Source organism: Pseudomonas sp. RC10-4-2, from assembly GCF_050433085.1.
GTDB lineage: Bacteria > Pseudomonadota > Gammaproteobacteria > Pseudomonadales > Pseudomonadaceae > Pseudomonas > Pseudomonas aeruginosa.
On sequence record NZ_JBNPXX010000001.1, the window covers coordinates 1,192,524 to 1,211,250 of the forward strand.

General features: G+C 56.7%; 15 protein-coding genes. All 15 read left to right on the plus strand.

Annotated features, from left to right (window positions below):
• The first annotated feature begins 58 nt into the window (after positions 1-58).
• A complete protein-coding gene (gene serC, locus FHW81_RS05620; protein WP_003111764.1) occupies positions 59-1,144 on the plus strand; it encodes a 3-phosphoserine/phosphohydroxythreonine transaminase in 1,086 nt (361 codons plus the stop codon).
• Positions 1,144-2,241 (plus strand): prephenate dehydratase, encoded by a 1,098-nt coding sequence (gene pheA / locus FHW81_RS05625; RefSeq protein WP_012613863.1) that lies wholly within the window; start codon positions 1,144-1,146, stop codon positions 2,239-2,241. Before serC ends, pheA begins: the two co-directional genes overlap by 1 nt.
• A gap of 68 nt (positions 2,242-2,309) precedes the next feature.
• Complete coding sequence (gene hisC / locus FHW81_RS05630; RefSeq protein ID WP_031637736.1) at positions 2,310-3,419, plus strand: histidinol-phosphate transaminase; 1,110 nt, start codon at positions 2,310-2,312, stop codon at positions 3,417-3,419.
• Complete coding sequence (locus FHW81_RS05635; protein ID WP_012613864.1) at positions 3,412-5,652, plus strand: bifunctional prephenate dehydrogenase/3-phosphoshikimate 1-carboxyvinyltransferase; 2,241 nt, start codon at positions 3,412-3,414, stop codon at positions 5,650-5,652. Before hisC ends, FHW81_RS05635 begins: the two co-directional genes overlap by 8 nt.
• Positions 5,652-6,341 carry a (d)CMP kinase gene (gene cmk / locus FHW81_RS05640; protein WP_003091443.1) on the plus strand — a complete coding sequence of 230 codons (690 nt, stop codon included), beginning with the start codon at positions 5,652-5,654 and terminating at the stop codon, positions 6,339-6,341. Before FHW81_RS05635 ends, cmk begins: the two co-directional genes overlap by 1 nt.
• A 267-nt stretch (positions 6,342-6,608) precedes the next feature.
• Positions 6,609-8,288: a 30S ribosomal protein S1 gene (rpsA, locus tag FHW81_RS05645; protein ID WP_003091442.1), complete on the plus strand. Its 1,680-nt coding sequence runs from the start codon at positions 6,609-6,611 to the stop codon at positions 8,286-8,288.
• Between the two features lie 136 nt (positions 8,289-8,424).
• Positions 8,425-8,709: an integration host factor subunit beta gene (gene ihfB, locus FHW81_RS05650; protein WP_003091441.1), complete on the plus strand. Its 285-nt coding sequence runs from the start codon at positions 8,425-8,427 to the stop codon at positions 8,707-8,709.
• Between the two features lie 25 nt (positions 8,710-8,734).
• Positions 8,735-8,989, plus strand: coding sequence for a lipopolysaccharide assembly protein LapA domain-containing protein (locus FHW81_RS05655; RefSeq protein WP_003452745.1), 255 nt, complete (start codon positions 8,735-8,737; stop codon positions 8,987-8,989).
• Positions 8,990-9,373: 384 nt separating this feature from the next.
• Positions 9,374-10,438: an LPS O-antigen chain length determinant protein WzzB gene (locus FHW81_RS05660; RefSeq protein ID WP_014602695.1), complete on the plus strand. Its 1,065-nt coding sequence runs from the start codon at positions 9,374-9,376 to the stop codon at positions 10,436-10,438.
• A gap of 109 nt (positions 10,439-10,547) precedes the next feature.
• Positions 10,548-11,816 (plus strand): Vi polysaccharide biosynthesis UDP-N-acetylglucosamine C-6 dehydrogenase TviB, encoded by a 1,269-nt coding sequence (gene tviB / locus FHW81_RS05665; protein ID WP_012613866.1) that lies wholly within the window; start codon positions 10,548-10,550, stop codon positions 11,814-11,816.
• Between the two features lie 40 nt (positions 11,817-11,856).
• Positions 11,857-12,879 carry an NAD-dependent epimerase/dehydratase family protein gene (locus FHW81_RS05670; protein WP_003163315.1) on the plus strand — a complete coding sequence of 341 codons (1,023 nt, stop codon included), beginning with the start codon at positions 11,857-11,859 and terminating at the stop codon, positions 12,877-12,879.
• Positions 12,880-13,077: 198 nt separating this feature from the next.
• The gene (locus FHW81_RS05675; RefSeq protein ID WP_003122250.1) at positions 13,078-14,502 is read left to right on the plus strand and encodes an oligosaccharide flippase family protein; all 1,425 of its coding nucleotides are present in this window, start codon (positions 13,078-13,080) and stop codon (positions 14,500-14,502) included.
• 196 nt (positions 14,503-14,698) lie between these two features.
• Entirely contained in the window at positions 14,699-15,670 is a 972-nt protein-coding gene (locus FHW81_RS05680) for a glycosyltransferase family 4 protein (RefSeq protein WP_169787782.1), read from the plus strand.
• Positions 15,671-15,674: 4 nt separating this feature from the next.
• Positions 15,675-17,558, plus strand: coding sequence for an asparagine synthase (glutamine-hydrolyzing) (asnB, locus tag FHW81_RS05685; RefSeq protein ID WP_003122252.1), 1,884 nt, complete (start codon positions 15,675-15,677; stop codon positions 17,556-17,558).
• Complete coding sequence (locus FHW81_RS05690) at positions 17,555-18,706, plus strand: glycosyltransferase family 4 protein (RefSeq protein WP_003122253.1); 1,152 nt, start codon at positions 17,555-17,557, stop codon at positions 18,704-18,706. The genes asnB and FHW81_RS05690 overlap by 4 nt, the downstream gene beginning before the upstream one ends.
• Positions 18,707-18,727: the final 21 nt, after the last annotated feature.

An 18,727-nucleotide genomic window follows, 5' to 3' on the forward strand; every position in this document is an offset into this window, starting at 1 on the left:
GCCGATGACCTCGGCGGATAACTCACGGCTATCCGCCCTACCTATAGCGAGAGTGGATGTGAGCAAGCGAGCCTTCAATTTCTGCGCCGGTCCCGCGGCGCTTCCCGACGCAGTTCTGCAACGTGCCCAGGCCGAGCTTCTCGACTGGCGGGGCAAGGGCCTTTCGGTCATGGAAATGAGCCACCGTAGTGATGACTACGTGGCCATCGCCAGCAAGGCCGAGCAGGACCTGCGCGACCTGCTCGACATTCCCTCGGACTACAAGGTGCTGTTCCTGCAGGGCGGCGCCAGCCAGCAGTTCGCCGAGATTCCGCTGAACCTGCTGCCCGAAGATGGCGTCGCCGACTATATCGATACCGGTATCTGGTCGAAGAAGGCCATCGAGGAGGCTCGTCGCTATGGCACCGTGAATGTCGCGGCCAGCGCCAAGGAGTACGACTACTTCGCCATTCCGGGTCAGAACGAGTGGACGCTGACCAAGGACGCGGCCTATGTGCACTACGCCTCCAACGAGACCATCGGCGGCCTCGAGTTCGACTGGATTCCCGAGACCGGCGACGTGCCGCTGGTCACCGACATGTCCTCCGACATCCTCTCGCGCCCGCTCGACGTGTCCCGCTTCGGCCTGATCTATGCCGGGGCGCAGAAGAACATCGGCCCGTCCGGCCTGGTGGTGGTGATCGTTCGCGAAGACCTGCTCGGCCGCGCCCGCAGCGTCTGTCCGACCATGCTCAACTACAAGATCGCCGCGGACAACGGTTCCATGTACAACACCCCGGCGACTTACTCCTGGTACCTGTCCGGCCTGGTCTTCGAATGGCTGAAGGAGCAGGGCGGGGTGACCGCGATGGAGCAGCGCAACCGCGCCAAGAAGGACCTGCTGTACAAGACCATCGATGCCAGCGACTTCTACACCAACCCGATCCAGCCGAGCGCCCGCTCCTGGATGAACGTGCCGTTCCGCCTGGCCGACGAGCGTCTCGACAAGCCGTTCCTGGAAGGCGCCGAGGCGCGCGGGCTGCTCAACCTGAAAGGCCACCGCTCGGTCGGCGGCATGCGCGCTTCCATCTACAACGCCCTTGGCCTGGACGCGGTCGAGGCGCTGGTCGCATACATGGCGGAGTTCGAGAAGGAGCACGGCTGATGGCGGACCAGGACCAGCTCAAGGCCTTGCGCCTGCGCATCGACAGCCTCGACGAGAAGTTGCTCGAGCTGATCAGCGAACGTGCCCGTTGCGCCCAGGACGTGGCGCGAGTGAAGACCCAGACCCTGGGCGAGGGCGAGGCGCCGGTGTTCTACCGTCCCGAGCGCGAAGCCTGGGTGCTCAAGCACATCATGCAATTGAACAAGGGGCCGCTGGACAACGAAGAGGTCGCGCGGCTGTTCCGCGAGATCATGTCGTCCTGCCTGGCGCTTGAGCAGCCGCTGAAAGTGGCCTATCTCGGACCCGAGGGCACCTTTACCCAGGCCGCGGCACTCAAGCATTTCGGCAACGCGGTGATCAGCACGCCGATGGCGGCGATCGACGAGGTGTTCCGCGAGGTCGCCGCCGGCGCGGTGAACTTCGGCGTGGTGCCTGTGGAAAACTCCACCGAGGGGGCGGTCAACCATACCCTCGACAGCTTCCTCGAGCACGACATGGTGATCTGCGGCGAAGTCGAGTTGCGTATCCACCATCACCTGCTGGTCGGCGAAACCACCAAGACCGACAACATCACCCGGATCTATTCCCATGCCCAATCCCTCGCGCAATGTCGCAAGTGGCTGGACTCGCACTACCCGAGCGTCGAGCGGGTGGCGGTGTCGAGCAACGCCGACGCGGCCAAGCGGGTGAAAAGCGAGTGGAATTCGGCGGCGATCGCCGGCGACATGGCGGCCAGCCTGTACCACCTGAGCAAGCTGCACGAGAAGATCGAGGACCGCCCGGACAACTCCACGCGCTTCCTGATCATCGGCAACCAGGAGGTGCCGCCGACCGGCGACGACAAGACCTCGATCATCGTTTCCATGCGCAACAAGCCGGGGGCCCTGCACGAGCTGCTGGTACCGTTCCACAATAACGGTATCGACCTGACCCGCATCGAAACCCGTCCGTCGCGCAGCGGCAAATGGACCTACGTGTTCTTCATCGATTTCGTCGGCCACCATAAAGAACCGCTGATCAAGGACGTCCTGGAGAAGATCGGCCAGGAAGCCGTCGCCCTGAAGGTCCTGGGCTCCTATCCGAAAGCGGTGCTCTGAGCGCGCTGTCATTCCGAAGAGACGGGTCATCGATGAATGCCCCGTCCCGCGTCGAGGCTGAACTATCCATGTCCGATTTCCTTGCCCTGGCCCAGCCGGGGGTGCAAAAGCTGTCGCCCTACGTCCCTGGCAAGCCGGTGGACGAACTGGCCCGCGAGCTGGGCATCGACCCTGCGGCGATCGTCAAGCTCGCCAGCAACGAGAACCCGCTGGGTGCGAGCCCAAAGGCGCTGGAGGCTATCCGCGCCGAACTGACGGAACTGACCCGTTATCCTGACGGCAACGGTTTCGAACTCAAGCGCAAGCTGGCCGAGCGTTGCGCGGTGGATGCGGCGCAGGTGACCCTGGGCAACGGCTCCAACGACATTCTCGACCTGGTCGCCCGTGCCTACCTCGCGCCTGGTCTGAACGCCGTGTTCAGCGAACATGCCTTCGCCGTCTACCCGATCGCCACCCAGGCCGTGGGCGCCGAGGGGCGGGCGGTCAAGGCGCGCGCCTGGGGGCATGACCTGGAAGCGATGCTCGCCGCCATCGATGGGCAAACTCGCGTGGTGTTCGTCGCCAACCCGAACAACCCGACCGGGACCTGGTTCGGTGCGGACGCCCTGGAGCGGTTCCTCGCCCAGGTGCCGGCGGAGGTGCTGGTGGTGCTGGACGAGGCCTATATCGAATACGCCGAGGGCGACGAGCTGCCCGATGGCCTGGACTACCTGGCGCGCCATCCCAACCTGCTGGTCTCGCGGACCTTCTCCAAGGCCTATGGCCTGGCTTCGCTGCGGGTCGGCTACGCGCTTTCGAGCAAGGCGGTGGCCGATGTGCTCAACCGCGTGCGCCAGCCGTTCAATGTCAATAGCCTGGCCCTGGCGGCTGCCTGCGCGGCGCTGGACGACCATGACTACCTGGCGCAGAGTCGCCGCCTAAACGATTCCGGCATGGCGCAGCTGGAGGATGGCTTCCACGCGTTGGGCCTGTCCTGGATTCCCTCGAAGGGCAACTTCATCGCCGTGGATCTGGCTCGCGATGCCGGTCCGGTCTACCAGGCGCTGCTGCGCGAAGGCGTGATCGTGCGTCCGGTGGCTGGCTACGGGATGCCGACCTTCCTGCGCGTCTCCATCGGGCTGCCGGAAGAGAACGATCGTTTCCTCCAGGCGCTGGGCAAGGTGCTGGCGCATGACTGAGGTCACGCCGCTGCAACAGTCGACCCCTAAGCTGGGCCGCCTGGTGGTGGTGGGGCTGGGCCTGATCGGCGGCTCCTTCGCCAAGGGGTTGCGGAGCAAAGGGTTGTTCCGGGAAGTGGTCGGCGTGGATCGGGATGCCGAGTCTTGCCGCCTGGCGGTGGAGCTCGGCGTGGTCGACCGTTGCGAGGAGGATCTTGGCCGCGCCTGTGTCGGTGCCGACGTGATCCAGCTGGCGGTGCCGATCCTGGCGATGGAGCGGGTGCTGGCCGACCTGGCGAAGCTCGACCTGGGCAAGGCTGTATTGACCGACGTTGGCAGCGCCAAGGGCAATATCGTGCGTGCCGCGCGTGTCGCGTTCGGCGGGATGCCGCGGTACCTGGTACCGGGGCATCCGATCGCGGGTTCCGAGCAGAGCGGAGTGACCGCGGCGAAGGCGACCCTGTTCCGCCGGCACAAGGTGATTCTCACGCCCTCCGCGGAGACCGATGCCGACGCGCTGGCGCTGGTCGACAGCCTGTGGCGCGCGCTGGGCGCGGACGTCGAGCACATGGAGGTCGAGCATCACGACGAGGTTCTGGCGGCCACCAGCCACCTGCCTCACCTGCTGGCCTTCACCCTGGTCGACTCCCTGGCCAAGCGCAGCGAGAACCTGGAGATCTTCCGCTATGCCGCCGGCGGTTTCCGTGATTTCACACGGATAGCCGGCAGCGACCCGGTGATGTGGCACGACATCTTTCTCGCCAATCGCGAGGCGGTGCTGCGTACACTGGATGTTTTTCGTGACGACCTCGACGCGCTGCGCGAGGCCGTCGACACTGGGGACGGGCACCAGTTGTTGGGCGTTTTCACGCGCGCCCGGGTAGCCCGTGAGCATTTCAGCAAAATCCTGGCCCGTCGGGCCTATGTGGACGCCATGCACAACAACGACCTGATTTATCTGGCCCAGCCGGGCGGCAGCCTGTCCGGAACCATCCGGGTACCGGGCGACAAGTCGATCTCCCATCGCTCGATCATGCTCGGCTCCCTGGCCGAAGGCACCACCGAAGTGGAGGGCTTCCTCGAGGGCGAGGACGCACTGGCAACCATCCAGGCGTTCCGCGACATGGGAGTGGTGATCGAGGGGCCGCAGAACGGCCGCGTCACCGTCCATGGCGTTGGCCTGCACGGCCTCAAGGCGCCGCCTGGGCCGATCTACCTGGGTAACTCCGGTACTTCCATGCGTCTGCTCAGCGGTCTGCTGGCGGCCCAGCCGTTCGACAGCACCCTGACCGGCGACGCGTCCCTTTCCAAGCGGCCGATGAATCGCGTAGCCAAGCCGCTGCGCGAGATGGGCGCGGTAATCGAGACGGGGCCGGAAGGCCGTCCGCCGATGACCATTCGCGGCGGCCAGCGCCTCACCGGTATGCATTACGACATGCCGATGGCCAGCGCCCAGGTGAAGTCCTGCCTGTTGCTCGCCGGGCTCTACGCCGCGGGTGAGACCTCGGTCACCGAGCCGGCGCCGACCCGCGACCACACCGAGCGCATGCTGCGCGGCTTCGGCTATCCGGTGGAGGTCGAGGGCAGCACCGCCAAGGTCGAATCCGGGCACAAGTTGAGCGCCACCCATATCGAGGTCCCGGCCGACATTTCCTCGGCAGCCTTCTTCCTGGTTGCCGCCAGTATCGCCGAGGGTTCGGAACTGGTCCTGCAGCACGTCGGCATCAACCCGACGCGCGTCGGCGTCATCGAGATCCTGCGCCTGATGGGTGGTGACCTGAGCCTGGAAAACCAGCGCGAGGTCGGCGGCGAGCCGGTCGCCGACATCCGCGTGCGCTCCGCGCGGCTCAAGGGCATCGACATTCCCGAGGACCTGGTGCCACTGGCCATCGACGAGTTCCCGGTACTCTTCGTGGCTGCCGCCTGCGCCGAGGGGCGCACCGTCCTGCGTGGCGCCGAAGAGCTGCGGGTCAAGGAGTCGGACCGTATCCAGGTCATGGCTGACGGCTTGAAGGCCCTGGGCGTGAAGGCCGAGCCGACCCCGGATGGCATCGTCATCGAGGGTGGTGCGTTCGGTGGCGGCGAAGTCTGGGCGCACGGCGACCACCGTATCGCCATGTCCTTCAGCGTCGCTTCGCTGCGCGCCAGCGGGCCGATCCGCATCCACGACTGCGCCAACGTCGCCACCTCCTTCCCCAACTTCCTCGCCCTGTGTGCCCAGACCGGTATCCGGGTCGCCGTGGAGAACAATTGATGAACGGCGCTGTACCGATGCTCGCCATCGATGGCCCCAGTGGCGCCGGCAAGGGCACGGTCGCCGGGCTGCTCGCCCGGCGCCTGGGCTGGAACCTGCTGGATTCCGGGGCGCTTTATCGGCTGTTGGCGTTCGCCGCGGTCAACCATGGTGTCGACCTGACCAATGAAGAGGCGCTGAAGGTTCTGGCTGCGCACCTCGATGTGCAGTTCGTCGCTGCCGATGGCAGCCATGGGCAGCGCATCATTCTCGAAGGCGAGGAAGTGACCGATGTGATCCGTACCGAGCAGGTCGGTGCCGGCGCCTCACAGGTCGCCGCCTTACCGGCCGTGCGCGATGCGTTGCTGCAGCGCCAGCGGGCGTTCCTCGAAGCGCCGGGGTTGGTGGCCGACGGCCGCGACATGGGCACCGTGGTGTTTCCCGATGCGCCTCTGAAGATCTTCCTCACCGCCTCGGCGGAGGAGCGTGCGCGTCGACGCTACCTGCAGTTGAAGGCGAAGGGCGCGGATGTCGACCAGTCTGCCTTGCTGGAAGAAATCCGCGAGCGCGACGAGCGCGACAGCCAGCGCGCGGTCGCGCCGCTGAAACCGGCCGATGACGCGATCCTGCTGGACTCCACCGAAATGAGCATCGAGGCGGTGGTCGAGACGATCATCCGGCACTGCGAGCGGCAGGGCTGGGACGTCTGAGGTTTCGGCGCGGGAATTGACGATACAGGGCCTGGTTGCTAATATTCCAGACCTTATGTTGTGGCGTTTTGCAGGTGCGGCGAGGGTTGCCTCCCGACTTGCCTGGCGCCATCGCAGAACAACCCAACTGGGCATTCCCATTCGGGAGTGCAATCAGAAGCTAGCAGGAAACCAGCAAATTGTCCTGCGGCTTCATTTAATGACTTGACCGCATTGGCTGGTGATGCGGAATCGGGCCCTTCCGGGCCTTTGACTACAGGTATGAACATGAGCGAAAGCTTCGCAGAACTCTTTGAAGAAAGTCTGAAATCCCTCGACATGCAGCCGGGTGCCATCATCACCGGCATCGTGGTCGACATCGATGGTGACTGGGTCACCGTCCATGCCGGTCTGAAATCCGAGGGCGTCATCCCGGTCGAGCAGTTCTACAACGAACAGGGCGAGCTGACCATCAAGGTGGGTGACGAAGTCCACGTCGCACTGGACGCGGTAGAAGACGGCTTTGGCGAGACCAAGCTGTCCCGCGAGAAAGCCAAGCGCGCCGAGAGCTGGATTGTTCTGGAAGCGGCTTTCGCTGCCGACGAAGTGGTCAAGGGCGTCATCAACGGCAAGGTCAAGGGCGGTTTCACCGTCGACGTCAACGGCATCCGCGCGTTCCTGCCGGGTTCGCTGGTCGACGTTCGTCCGGTTCGCGACACCACCCACCTGGAAGGCAAAGAGCTCGAGTTCAAGGTCATCAAGCTCGACCAGAAGCGCAACAACGTTGTCGTTTCCCGCCGCAGCGTCCTGGAAGCCGAGAACAGCGCCGAGCGTGAAGCTCTGCTGGAATCGCTGCAGGAAGGCCAGCAGGTCAAGGGTATCGTCAAGAACCTCACCGACTACGGCGCATTCGTGGACCTGGGCGGCGTAGACGGCCTGCTGCACATCACCGACATGGCCTGGAAGCGCATCAAGCATCCGTCCGAGATCGTCAACGTTGGCGACGAGATCGACGTCAAGGTCCTGAAGTTCGACCGCGAGCGCAACCGTGTATCCCTGGGCCTGAAGCAACTGGGCGAAGACCCGTGGGTTGCCATCAAGGCGCGTTACCCGGAAGGCACCCGCGTCATGGCCCGCGTCACCAACCTCACCGACTACGGCTGCTTCGCCGAGCTGGAAGAGGGCGTGGAAGGCCTGGTACACGTCTCCGAAATGGACTGGACCAACAAGAACATCCATCCGTCGAAAGTCGTCCAGGTTGGCGATGAAGTGGAAGTTCAGGTTCTGGACATCGACGAAGAGCGTCGTCGTATCTCCCTGGGTATCAAGCAGTGCAAATCCAACCCGTGGGAAGACTTCTCCAGCCAGTTCAACAAGGGTGACCGTATCTCCGGTACCATCAAGTCGATCACTGACTTCGGTATCTTCATCGGTCTGGACGGCGGCATCGACGGCCTGGTCCACCTGTCCGACATCTCCTGGAACGAAGTCGGCGAAGAAGCCGTACGTCGCTTCAAGAAGGGCGACGAGCTGGAAACCGTCATCCTGTCGGTCGACCCGGAGCGCGAGCGCATCTCCCTGGGTATCAAGCAGCTGGAAGACGATCCGTTCTCCAACTACGCGTCCCTGCACGAGAAAGGCAGCATCGTCCGCGGTACCGTGAAGGAAGTCGACGCCAAGGGCGCTGTCATCAGCCTGGGCGACGACATCGAAGGTATCCTGAAGGCTTCCGAAATCAGCCGTGACCGCGTCGAAGACGCGCGCAACGTCCTGAAGGAAGGCGAGGAAGTCGAAGCCAAGATCATCAGCATCGACCGCAAGAGCCGCGTCATCAGCCTCTCCGTCAAGTCCAAGGACGTCGACGACGAGAAGGACGCAATGAAAGAACTGCGTAAGCAGGAAGTAGAAAGCGCTGGTCCGACCACCATCGGTGATCTGATCCGTGCTCAGATGGAGAATCAGGGCTAAGTCTCTGATCCATCATGAAAAAGGGCGGCCTAGGCCGCCCTTTTTCGTTTTCCCCTTCTTGGACCTGTTCAAAGACTGATCAGCATGCTAAAAGAGACCTGAGCTGATCTAGCCGCTTGAAAAAGAAGGGAAAACCATGACCAAGTCGGAGTTGATCGAACGGATCGTTACCCATCAGGGGCAACTGTCCGCGAAGGATGTCGAGTTGGCAATCAAGACCATGCTGGAGCAAATGTCCCAGGCCCTGGCGACCGGGGACCGGATCGAGATCCGTGGTTTCGGCAGCTTTTCCTTGCACTACCGCGCCCCGCGCGTCGGTCGCAACCCCAAGACCGGGGAGTCGGTACGACTCGACGGCAAGTTCGTGCCGCACTTCAAGCCGGGCAAGGAGTTGCGGGATCGGGTCAACGAGCCGGAGTGACTCTGGCAGATACGAGGTTTTTTCAATGCAATGGCTCGGGCGGATTTTGACTGCTGTGTTTGTGTTGGTGGTTGCGCTGGTGGTCCTGGTTTTCGTATTGGAAAATCAGAATAGCGTCAGCCTTGCCTTCCTTGGGTGGCACACTCCTGACGGTCCGCTTTCTCTCTTCGTGTCTCTGGCTTTCATCCTCGGTGGGCTCGGTGGGTTGTTGAGTGGGGCATTGCTTCGTTTGAGGGGGCGTCGACAAAAATCTCTTCGCTCTGAATCAACCTCTCTATAAGTTCGTCCCTTCCGAACTAATTGCGTGCCAGCTCCGCAGTGGGTCTCTTCTTGCTGAAAAGGGTTGCTGCCGGCGGGTCGTAACCTCTCGTGGAAGGTATCCTCTGGCCTGCTTGACCCCATTTTTCTGCTGTGGGCACTAATCTCTGACTGTCTTGTCTAACATACGTCCGTGCATCCTGAATCGCGAGCTAGGCTCTGTTATCAGCGATTGGTGCGCTGAAGGTGTTTGCGTCGTATCCCTATCTCCTGGAGTCGATGGTCGCGACCGTGCGGCTTGTAATCTCGTAGCATGCTGTCAAAATGCAGCAGCTTCCTGATGCATCTCCACGTCAGGAGGGGGGCTGCCGCATGATGACTCCTTAACCCAAGAATTGGATCCGTTGTGACAGAAAAAAATTTTCCCTCCTATAAAGCCAAGAGCGGCGAGTTCGATCTGATAGAGATTATGAGTGGGTTGTGGTCCCTGAGATGGCTGATTGCTTTGCTGGCAGTGTTGCCCGTGTTGTTGGCTATTGTTTATCTATTCATCACCAAGCCCGTCTATGAGGCTCGTGTCTCGACGCTGCCTCCTTCACTCAGCGATATAGCTGGTTTCAACTTGGGAAGATCGGAAAACGGGCTTCCCGCGTTTTCGGCAAATGGTGTCTATTCAATCTTCGTGCGAAATCTCCAGTCCGAAGAGACTCGCCGTCAGTTCTTTCGAGATGTATATATTCCTTCCTTGGAGGAGGGGGCTTCTGTTGGTTCGCGGGATCAGCTTTATGCGCTTCTCATGAATTCGGTAACTATTCAGAAGCCTAGCAAAGAGGATAGCGAGCGCTACACTGTAGTCATCGAGCGGCATGATCCTTCGCAGGCGGCGGAGTGGGGCGAAAAATATATAGGAATTGCAGTCAAGCGTTCCATGCAGGAAATGCAAGAAGGAGTACGCCGCGAGTTTCAAGTGAAGAATCGCAATATACAGCAACAGATCGACATCTTGCGTGAAACTGCGAAGGCTCGCCGTGAAGATCGTATCTCTCGACTGAAAGAGGCGTTGCGCGTAGCGGAGGCCTTGAAGCTGGAAAATCCTCCGTTGATAGAAGGGCAGGTTGATCAACAGCTTTCCTCCATCATGGAAGGCGGACTGATGTACATGCGTGGTGCCAAGGCTATTCGGGCAGAAATAAAAACGCTGCAAGATCGTGTCTCCGATGATCCTTTCATTCCCGCATTACGAGGCTTGCAGGAGAAGTATGCTCTTCTGGAGGGGCTGACGCTGAATCTCGATAAAGTCGCTGTTTTTCGTCAGGATGGTACGATAGAGGTGCCAGATGATCCCGTCCGTCCAAGAAAAGGCATAGTGCTTATCCTAAGCATGCTTGCTGGTGGTTTTTTGGGGGTTGCGGTGGCTCTAGCCATCCTTATGGTGAGAGGTGGGTTTAGGCGCACGGTCGATGCTGCATGAGTTTTTTGCTTGTAGGGTCGGCAGAAGTTTATAGTCAATGGGATTTTCAGTTTTCAATCCATCGGATTTTGGTTGAGAACTGTTTTACATGAAGTGAGGTGCGCGTTAAATGAAGGATCTGAAGGTTGCAGTTGTTGGGCTAGGCTATGTTGGTCTTCCGCTTGCTGTTGAATTTGGTAAAAAACGAACCGTTGTCGGTTTCGATATCAATCAGGGGCGAATCGCTGAACTGCGGCAAGGCATTGACTCTACTCTTGAAGTAGATGCGGCTGAGTTGAAAGAAGCGTCCGAACTGAGCTTTACTTTCAATCTTCAGGACTTGCAAAAGTGCAATGTTTTCATTGTGACGGTTCCTACACCTATTGATGAACATAAGCAACCCGACCTCACCCCTCTTGTAAAGGCCTCGGAGAGCATCGGAAAGGTTCTGAAGAAGGGCGATATTGTAATTTATGAGTCTACCGTTTACCCGGGAGCGACGGAAGAAGACTGCGTACCTGTTCTGGAAAAATTTTCCGGGCTGAGGTTTAACGAGGACTTCTTCGCCGGTTATAGCCCCGAGCGCATCAATCCCGGCGATAAGGAACATCGGGTCTCTTCGATCAAGAAGGTCACTTCCGGCTCTACGCCGGAGATCGCGGAGTTGGTTGACTCCCTGTATAGAGAAATCATCACTGCCGGTACTCACAAGGCGAGCAGCATTAAAGTCGCTGAGGCTGCCAAGGTGATCGAAAATACGCAGCGAGATCTCAATATTGCTCTGATCAACGAACTCGCCATCATTTTCAATCGAATGGGTATCGATACCGAGGCGGTCCTCAAGGCTGCCGGCACGAAATGGAATTTCATGCCGTTCCGCCCGGGCCTAGTCGGCGGTCATTGCATCGGAGTCGATCCATATTATCTGACTCATAAAGCCCAGAGTATTGGCTATCATCCAGAGATCATCCTGGCTGGCCGCCGTTTGAATGACGGTATGGGTGCCTATGTCGTTTCGCAACTGGTCAAGGCTATGCTCAAGCGTCGTATCCACGTGGACGGTGCTCGCGTTCTGCTTATGGGGCTTACATTCAAGGAAAATTGTCCAGACCTCCGCAATACCAAAGTCGTCGATATTGTCCGTGAGTTGGCGGAATACAACATACAGGTTGATGTTTTTGATCCTTGGGTGAGCGCCGAAGATGCCATGCATGAGTATGGGATTACTCCAGTCGGTACGCCATCCCATGGCGCTTATGATGGAATTATCCTTGCGGTCGCGCACAGTGAATTCAAAAATATGGGCGCAGAAAATATACGAAAGTTAGGGAAGGCTGAGCATGTTCTCTATGATCTGAAATATCTACTCGATGAAGATAAGTCTGATCTACGCCTGTAAGATCAGTTGTAAGCTTTGTGAGTAGACGAGAGGGAATATGATGAGTCGTTATGAAGAGCTAAGAAAGGAATTGCCGGCGCAGCCGAAAGTCTGGCTGATTACAGGTGTGGCGGGCTTTATTGGCTCTAATCTTCTTGAGACTTTGCTAAAACTTGATCAGAAGGTTGTCGGTCTGGATAATTTTGCTACTGGTCATCAGCGGAACCTGGACGAAGTGCGGTCCTTGGTTAGCGAGAAGCAATGGTCAAATTTTAAATTTATTCAAGGTGATATTCGCAATCTGGATGATTGCAATAACGCCTGTGCAGGTGTTGATTACGTTTTACATCAAGCTGCCTTGGGTTCGGTACCGCGTTCTATTAACGATCCGATCACCTCCAATGCAACGAACATCGATGGTTTCTTGAATATGCTGATTGCAGCCAGAGATGCCAAGGTGCAGAGTTTCACTTATGCGGCAAGTAGCTCTACCTATGGAGATCATCCTGGTTTACCGAAGGTGGAGGATACTATAGGTAAGCCTCTTTCCCCTTATGCGGTTACCAAATATGTGAATGAGCTTTATGCCGATGTGTTTTCACGCTGCTACGGCTTTTCGACCATTGGGCTTCGTTATTTCAATGTGTTCGGTCGTCGACAGGATCCCAATGGTGCCTATGCGGCAGTCATACCAAAATGGACCTCTTCGATGATCCAGGGTGATGACGTCTATATTAACGGTGATGGCGAGACCAGTCGGGATTTTTGTTATATTGAAAACACCGTTCAGGCCAATCTGCTTGCTGCAACCGCGGGGCTTGATGCTCGTAATCAAGTTTACAATATTGCTGTTGGCGGGCGGACGAGTTTGAATCAGTTGTTCTTTGCGCTTCGCGACGGCCTTGCCGAAAACGGTGTGTCCTATCACCGGGAACCTGTTTATCGTGATTTTAGGGAGGGGGATGTACGTCACTCTCTCGCTGATATCAGCAAGGCTGCCAAACTGCTGGGGTATGCGCCGAAATATGATGTGTCTGCAGGTGTGGCGTTGGCCATGCCTTGGTACATCATGTTTTTGAAATGATATTCACTCTGGTGCGTTTGGATGAAAGTAGCGTCGTTTCCAAGAGCGGCGCTATTTTTGCTTTTGAGAGTCGCCTGGTGCTCCAAGTGCTCAATATTAGGGGCGTGTGATTCTCTATTTTTATCGCGGAGCACTTTTTCTATGATTGTTTTTTTATTTTTTACTCATTGTTTTCTCTTTTTTATGGTTTAGAAAAGTATGCTGGGAAAACATAGTCTGGTTTATTTTTTGTTCAAGTCTTTTCCGGCAATATTGACTCTTGTCGGTCTTTCCGTTTTTACTCGTCTGTTGAGTCCGGGTGAGTATGGAGTCTATTCGCTGACAATTATAGTTGTTGGCTTCCTCAATACGGTTTTCTTGCAATGGGTGGCGCTGGGGGTTGGTCGTTATCTGCCTGAGTGTAGTGATGACCAAGCTCGGGCGAGGCTTCTTGGCACGGCTAGGGCCATTAGCTTCCTTGTTTCACTCGTTATCATATTCGTCACGTTCCTGCTTTGGGAGTGGCGTGAAGAGATAGGTTTCTCTATTCTTTATTATATGGTCGGTTTTCTTTGCCTGGCACAGGCTTGGCATGATTTGAATCTGAAGATTCAAAATGCGATCTTGCAGCCGCTGACCTACGGGAAAATGTTGTTGATCAAAGGGGCTGGAAGCTTCTTTATCGGTGTTCTCCTTGTTTATTTCGGGTTTGGCGTTGATGGTTTGCTGCTGGGTACGCTTGTGTCTCTGGTACTGGCGACCATTTTCTTCCAAGATGCGTGGCGGGGAGTCAGTTGGGCGTTGGTAGACAAGGAGCAGTTAACCAGGTTGTTTGCCTATGGTGCACCACTGACGCTTACTTTCCTTTTTGCATTCATAGTCAATGCGTCTGATCGCTTCTTTATTGGGGCATTTCTGGGGGATGCCGCGGTAGGTGTCTACTCGGTGTCATATGACCTAGCGCAATATAGTGTTGGTACAGTGGCTTCTGTCGTTCACCTGGCGGCTTTTCCGCTGGTAATGGAGAAACTTTCCAAGAGCGGCTTGCCACAGACACAGGACCAACTGCGGAAGACCTTTATTTTTATCTTTGCAGTAGTCTCGCCTGCTGCCTGTGGTCTGGCCATGGTGGCTCCGGAAATTTCAGGATCTATTATGGGCGAAGAGTTTCGTGAGGGTGCCCTAAAGATAATTCCGTTGATATCCCTTTCGGCTTTTCTGGGGGCCTTGAAATCTTTTTACTTTGACTACTCTTTCCAATTGGCTAGTGCTACACGAGTGCAGGTTGTGACAGTGGCGGTGTCGGCAGTGGTTGATGTTGTGTTTAATTTAATCCTTATTCCGGAGTTTGGGATAGTTGGCGCGGCGGTATCTTCTGTTATGGCGTTTTCCTCTGCAATACTAATTAGTATCTTCTTGGGGCGACGTGTTTTCCCAATGCCCGCCCTTCCGGGGAAAGATGCTATGAAAATTGCGTTGTCTGTGCTGTTGATGGCGGTGTCAGTTGCATCCTTCAGTTTGGAGAGTGCTTTTTTTGGCCTGGTTGTGAAAGTTGTCTTGGGGGGAGGGGTCTATTTGGCGGCAATGATTGCTCTTGATGTATCTGGCATGCGTACTTTCCTGAAGAGCAAGCTAATTCGATGATAAGCAGTATGCCGACTTGCTTTCTGTTTGGAGGGGATGGGTCCCGGTTTGGTGGGGAGTGCCCAGAGCACTGCGATCTCCCGTTGGACAGGCGTGTCCAGGAATCAAGGAGGGGTAAATCATGATAGCGGAGCTCCCAGCAGTGCGGGTTCGGGCTTTTACCCAAGGTAGATCCGTTCCCAGTTCGAGATTTCGCGTGAAGGCTCTGCTCGAAGGGCTTGGCACGCGAGGTATCGACATGCATATGTCGGAAGCGCTGGTCTCTGCCTATCCTCCGCCTCGTCGACTGGATCGCCCGCTTTGGTTGCTGAGAGAACTGCTTCACCGCCTTCCTCAGGTAATCGGCTCTTACGGAAGTGACGTTGTGATCCTTCAACGAGAGCTTCTCTCGACAATTCCAACTCTTGAGTTTCTTACCAAGGCGCCCAGAATTCTGGATGTCGATGATGCAATATGGCTGCATCGTAGGGGGATCGCCGCGAATTCGATTGCTCGTCGTGTCGACCATATCGTGTGTGGCAATCAATACCTGGCCGATTACTTCGGTCAGTTCGGTAGGCCGACTACGATCATTCCGACGGGCGTCGATACTCTTCGTTTTTCACCCAGAAGGGAACGCAGGGAGAATAGAGTGATCGGCTGGTCCGGCACGTCGGGTGGCTACCGCTTTCTTTATGACATAGAAATCCCGCTGTCCCACCTGTTCAGAGATCACCCCGAATGGAAATTGAGGATCGTTTCGGACCGTCCTCCCGAGTTCAAGGTCATTCCAGCCGAAAAGGTTGAGTTCATTCGCTGGACAGAGACCAATGAGGTCGAAACGATTGCCGGAATGGATATCGGTATAATGCCTCTTGCCGATGATCTATGGTCGAGGGGGAAGTGTAGCTACAAAATGTTGCTTTATATGGCCTGTGGCTTGCCGGTAGTGGTTTCCGAGTATGGTATGAACCGCGATGTTCTAGCCCGAGGCTTCATCGGATATGGTGCGGTGGACGACGAGGGCTGGTATGAGTCACTTGCGGCTTTGGTCAAAGATCCGGAAGCCCGTGTGCGTGCAGGGCAAAATGGAAGAGATATTATCGAAAGGCACTATTCTCTCGATGTCGTTTGTGACCTGTGGGCAATGGTCATTGGCTCGGTAGCGCCTGGAAAGGGAACGAGGTGATTTGATGTGTGGTATCGCTGGCTTCTGGAATATTACGGGAACTCTCCTAGGGGATAATGCACGTGTGGCCCGGCAGATGGCTGCCGCCATACATCATCGTGGACCGGATGAGTCGGGGATTTGGTACGAGGCTCCGCGCGCCCCGATACTTGTCCATGCGCGTCTTGCGGTTCTGGAGCTTTCCCCCGCAGGCAGCCAGCCCATGCACTCCGACTGTGGTCGGTATGTGCTGATTTACAATGGCGAGATATACAACCATCTGGCTCTTAGGGCTCGCCTGAGCGAGGCAGGTGTAACACATTCCTGGCGTGGCGGATCGGACACCGAAACCTTATTGGCATGCTTTGCCCAATGGGGCGTGGAGAGTACCCTCAAGCTCACCGTGGGTATGTTCGCTCTGGCCTTGTGGGATCGACAGGAGAAAACAATTACTCTGGCTCGTGATCGAATGGGCGAAAAGCCTCTCTATTGGGGCTGGCAGAATGGCGTGCTTTTTTTTGCATCCGAACTGAAGGCCCTGAAAGAACATCCGCTTTTTAGGGGGGATATTGATAGAGATGCCTTGGCCCTATTTCTACGATATGGATATGTCCCGGCTCCCTATAGTATTTATAAAGGTATCGGGAAGCTAAGGGCAGGGAGCTATTTGGTCCTATCGGAACGTTCATTGAACGAGACCTGCGAACCTGCTGCCTATTGGAGTGCGAACGCCGCGATAGAAGAGGCTCTCTCCAATCCATTCCAGGGAACGGATGCCGAGGCAGTTGATCTTCTGGAAAGCCAGTTGAGAACTAGCATATCGGATCAGATGGTCTCCGATGTTCCTTTGGGAGCTTTTCTGAGCGGTGGGGTGGATAGTAGTACGGTCGTGGCGCTGATGCAGCAGCAGTCCTCACGCCCTATACGGACATTCTCTATTGGCTTTGATGAGCCTGGGTATGATGAGGCTGTTTACGCAAAGGCGGTTGCAGAACATATCGGTACCGATCATACAGAGCTCTATGTCAATTCAAAAGATGCTCTAGATGTAATTCCATCTTTGCCAAAGATCTACTGTGAGCCATTTGGTGACAGTTCGCAGATACCAACCTTGATTGTCAGTGGATTGGCCAGGCAGCAAGTTACTGTTGCGCTGAGTGGAGATGGTGGTGATGAACTGTTTGGCGGCTACAATCCCTATCAGTTTACTCCCCGTGTCTGGCGCATGCTGGAGCGATTTCCTCATTCCATGCGGCGTTTCGCATCGGCTTTTGCTCAGGATTTACCTTTACCTGACAAGTTGGGGAAGCTGCGTGACGTATTTGCTTCGAGGACGGCCGAGGAGCTTTTCTATCGATTGAACAGTCACTGGAGAAATCACGAATACCCGGTCATAGGTGCACAAGGTCACACGGCACTATTGGATACTCCAGAAAGATGGCCAAGGGTGGACTCGTTCCAGCACTGGATGATGGCCATGGATGTTCAGGGCTACATGCCTGACGACATTCTGGTGAAGGTAGACAGAGCAGCGATGGCTAACAGCCTGGAAACCCGGGTTCCACTGATAGACCATCGCGTGTTCGAACTGGCTTGGCGCATGCCGTTGCATATGAAGATTCGCAATGGAAAAGGAAAGTGGTTGCTTCGTGAAGTCTTGTATAGGCATGTTTCGCGAGAGCTCATAGAGCGGCCCAAGAAGGGGTTTTCCGTTCCTGTCTCCGATTGGCTGAGAGGCCCTCTGAAAGAGTGGGCTGAATCGCTGCTTGATGAGCGACGCCTTCAGCAAGAAGGTTATTTGGATAGTAGGTTGATACGCAGGATCTGGAACGACCACTTGGCGGGGAGGCGGGACCACTCAAGACGCCTCTGGAGTGTTCTCATGTTCCAAGCGTGGTTGGAGTCATGACCACAGTAAAAGTTATCCACGTGATAGCCGGCCTGAAGAAAGTCGGCGGTGCTGAGCTAATGCTCAAGCGGTTGATCGAGACTCAAAATGGCGGCAGTGAATTCGAACATTCGATTATTTCACTGTCTGATCTTGGTGAGTTTGGGCAGGGTCTGATTGAGGCTGGTATATCTGTTGATGTGCTTGGCATGACCTCGATGAGGGATATGCCTCGGGTGCTCCTTCGTCTGATAGGGATATTTCGTGAAAGGAGGCCCGATATAGTCCAAACATGGATGTATCATTCCGATCTTCTTGGTGGATTGGCTGCCAGAATGGCCGGTATTGGCGGGATTATATGGGGAGTCCGCACGACCGACCTTCAAGAGGGCGGCAAGAGTACGACTGTTCTGGTACGGAAGGTGTGTGCCTGGCTATCCGGATTCTTGCCAAAATATATTGTTTGCGCCGCCGAGGCCTCAAGGCGCTCACACATTGCTGTTGGCTACAACGCAAGCAGGATGCTGGTCATTCCCAACGGTTTCGATCTCACTCGCCTGCAGGCGACCGACGAACAGCGGTCCGCTATCAGGAGTGGAGCTGGCATAGAGGCCAGCGATATCGTGATTGGCAGTCTAGGCAGATTCCACCCGGTAAAGGATCATGCTTCCTTTGTCGCAGCTGCCGGTCTGCTGGCTCCACGTTATTCGCGCTTGAAGTTTCTTTTGGTGGGACGGGAGCTGCTGTCTTCCAATGCTGAATTGCAGCGCCTCATCGAAGCTACCGGGTATGCGGAGCGCTTCATCCTGCTTGGAGAGCGGCAAGATGTAGCTTCGTGTCTGAAAGCCATGGATATCTTCTGTCTGCATTCTCGCACGGAGGGATTCCCCAATGTTCTTGGTGAAGCCATGGCCATGGGATTGCCTTGTATTACCACTGATGTGGGGGATGCGGCTTATTTGCTAGGTAACGACGGTGTCGTCGTTCCGGCCTTGGATCCGAATGCGCTCGGCAAAGGTATCGAGGATCTCATTGCGTTGGATGTCGAGGGTCGTCGGGCACTTGGTGAGGCTGCAAGACAGAGGATTTACTCGAACTTCACGATGGCCAGTGCCTCTCAGCGTTTCATGAGTCTGTATCGCGACATTCTTGTAAAAAGAAAAGCTTGACGAGCTTGAAGGTTATGTTTG

Excerpts from the sequence above, each read along its gene's own strand:
- ihfB (WP_003091441.1), top strand. The coding sequence starts at position 8,425 with ATGACCAAGTCGGAGTTGATCGAACGGATCGTTACCCATCAGGGGCAA.
- asnB (WP_003122252.1), top strand. The coding sequence starts at position 15,675 with ATGTGTGGTATCGCTGGCTTCTGGAATATTACGGGAACTCTCCTAGGG.
- FHW81_RS05675 (WP_003122250.1), top strand. The coding sequence starts at position 13,078 with ATGCTGGGAAAACATAGTCTGGTTTATTTTTTGTTCAAGTCTTTTCCG.
- cmk (WP_003091443.1), top strand. The coding sequence starts at position 5,652 with ATGAACGGCGCTGTACCGATGCTCGCCATCGATGGCCCCAGTGGCGCC.
- pheA (WP_012613863.1), top strand. The coding sequence starts at position 1,144 with ATGGCGGACCAGGACCAGCTCAAGGCCTTGCGCCTGCGCATCGACAGC.
- FHW81_RS05635 (WP_012613864.1), top strand. The coding sequence starts at position 3,412 with ATGACTGAGGTCACGCCGCTGCAACAGTCGACCCCTAAGCTGGGCCGC.
- rpsA (WP_003091442.1), top strand. The coding sequence starts at position 6,609 with ATGAGCGAAAGCTTCGCAGAACTCTTTGAAGAAAGTCTGAAATCCCTC.
- tviB (WP_012613866.1), top strand. The coding sequence starts at position 10,548 with ATGAAGGATCTGAAGGTTGCAGTTGTTGGGCTAGGCTATGTTGGTCTT.
- FHW81_RS05670 (WP_003163315.1), top strand. The coding sequence starts at position 11,857 with ATGAGTCGTTATGAAGAGCTAAGAAAGGAATTGCCGGCGCAGCCGAAA.
- FHW81_RS05690 (WP_003122253.1), top strand. The coding sequence starts at position 17,555 with ATGACCACAGTAAAAGTTATCCACGTGATAGCCGGCCTGAAGAAAGTC.
- FHW81_RS05655 (WP_003452745.1), top strand. The coding sequence starts at position 8,735 with ATGCAATGGCTCGGGCGGATTTTGACTGCTGTGTTTGTGTTGGTGGTT.
- hisC (WP_031637736.1), top strand. The coding sequence starts at position 2,310 with ATGTCCGATTTCCTTGCCCTGGCCCAGCCGGGGGTGCAAAAGCTGTCG.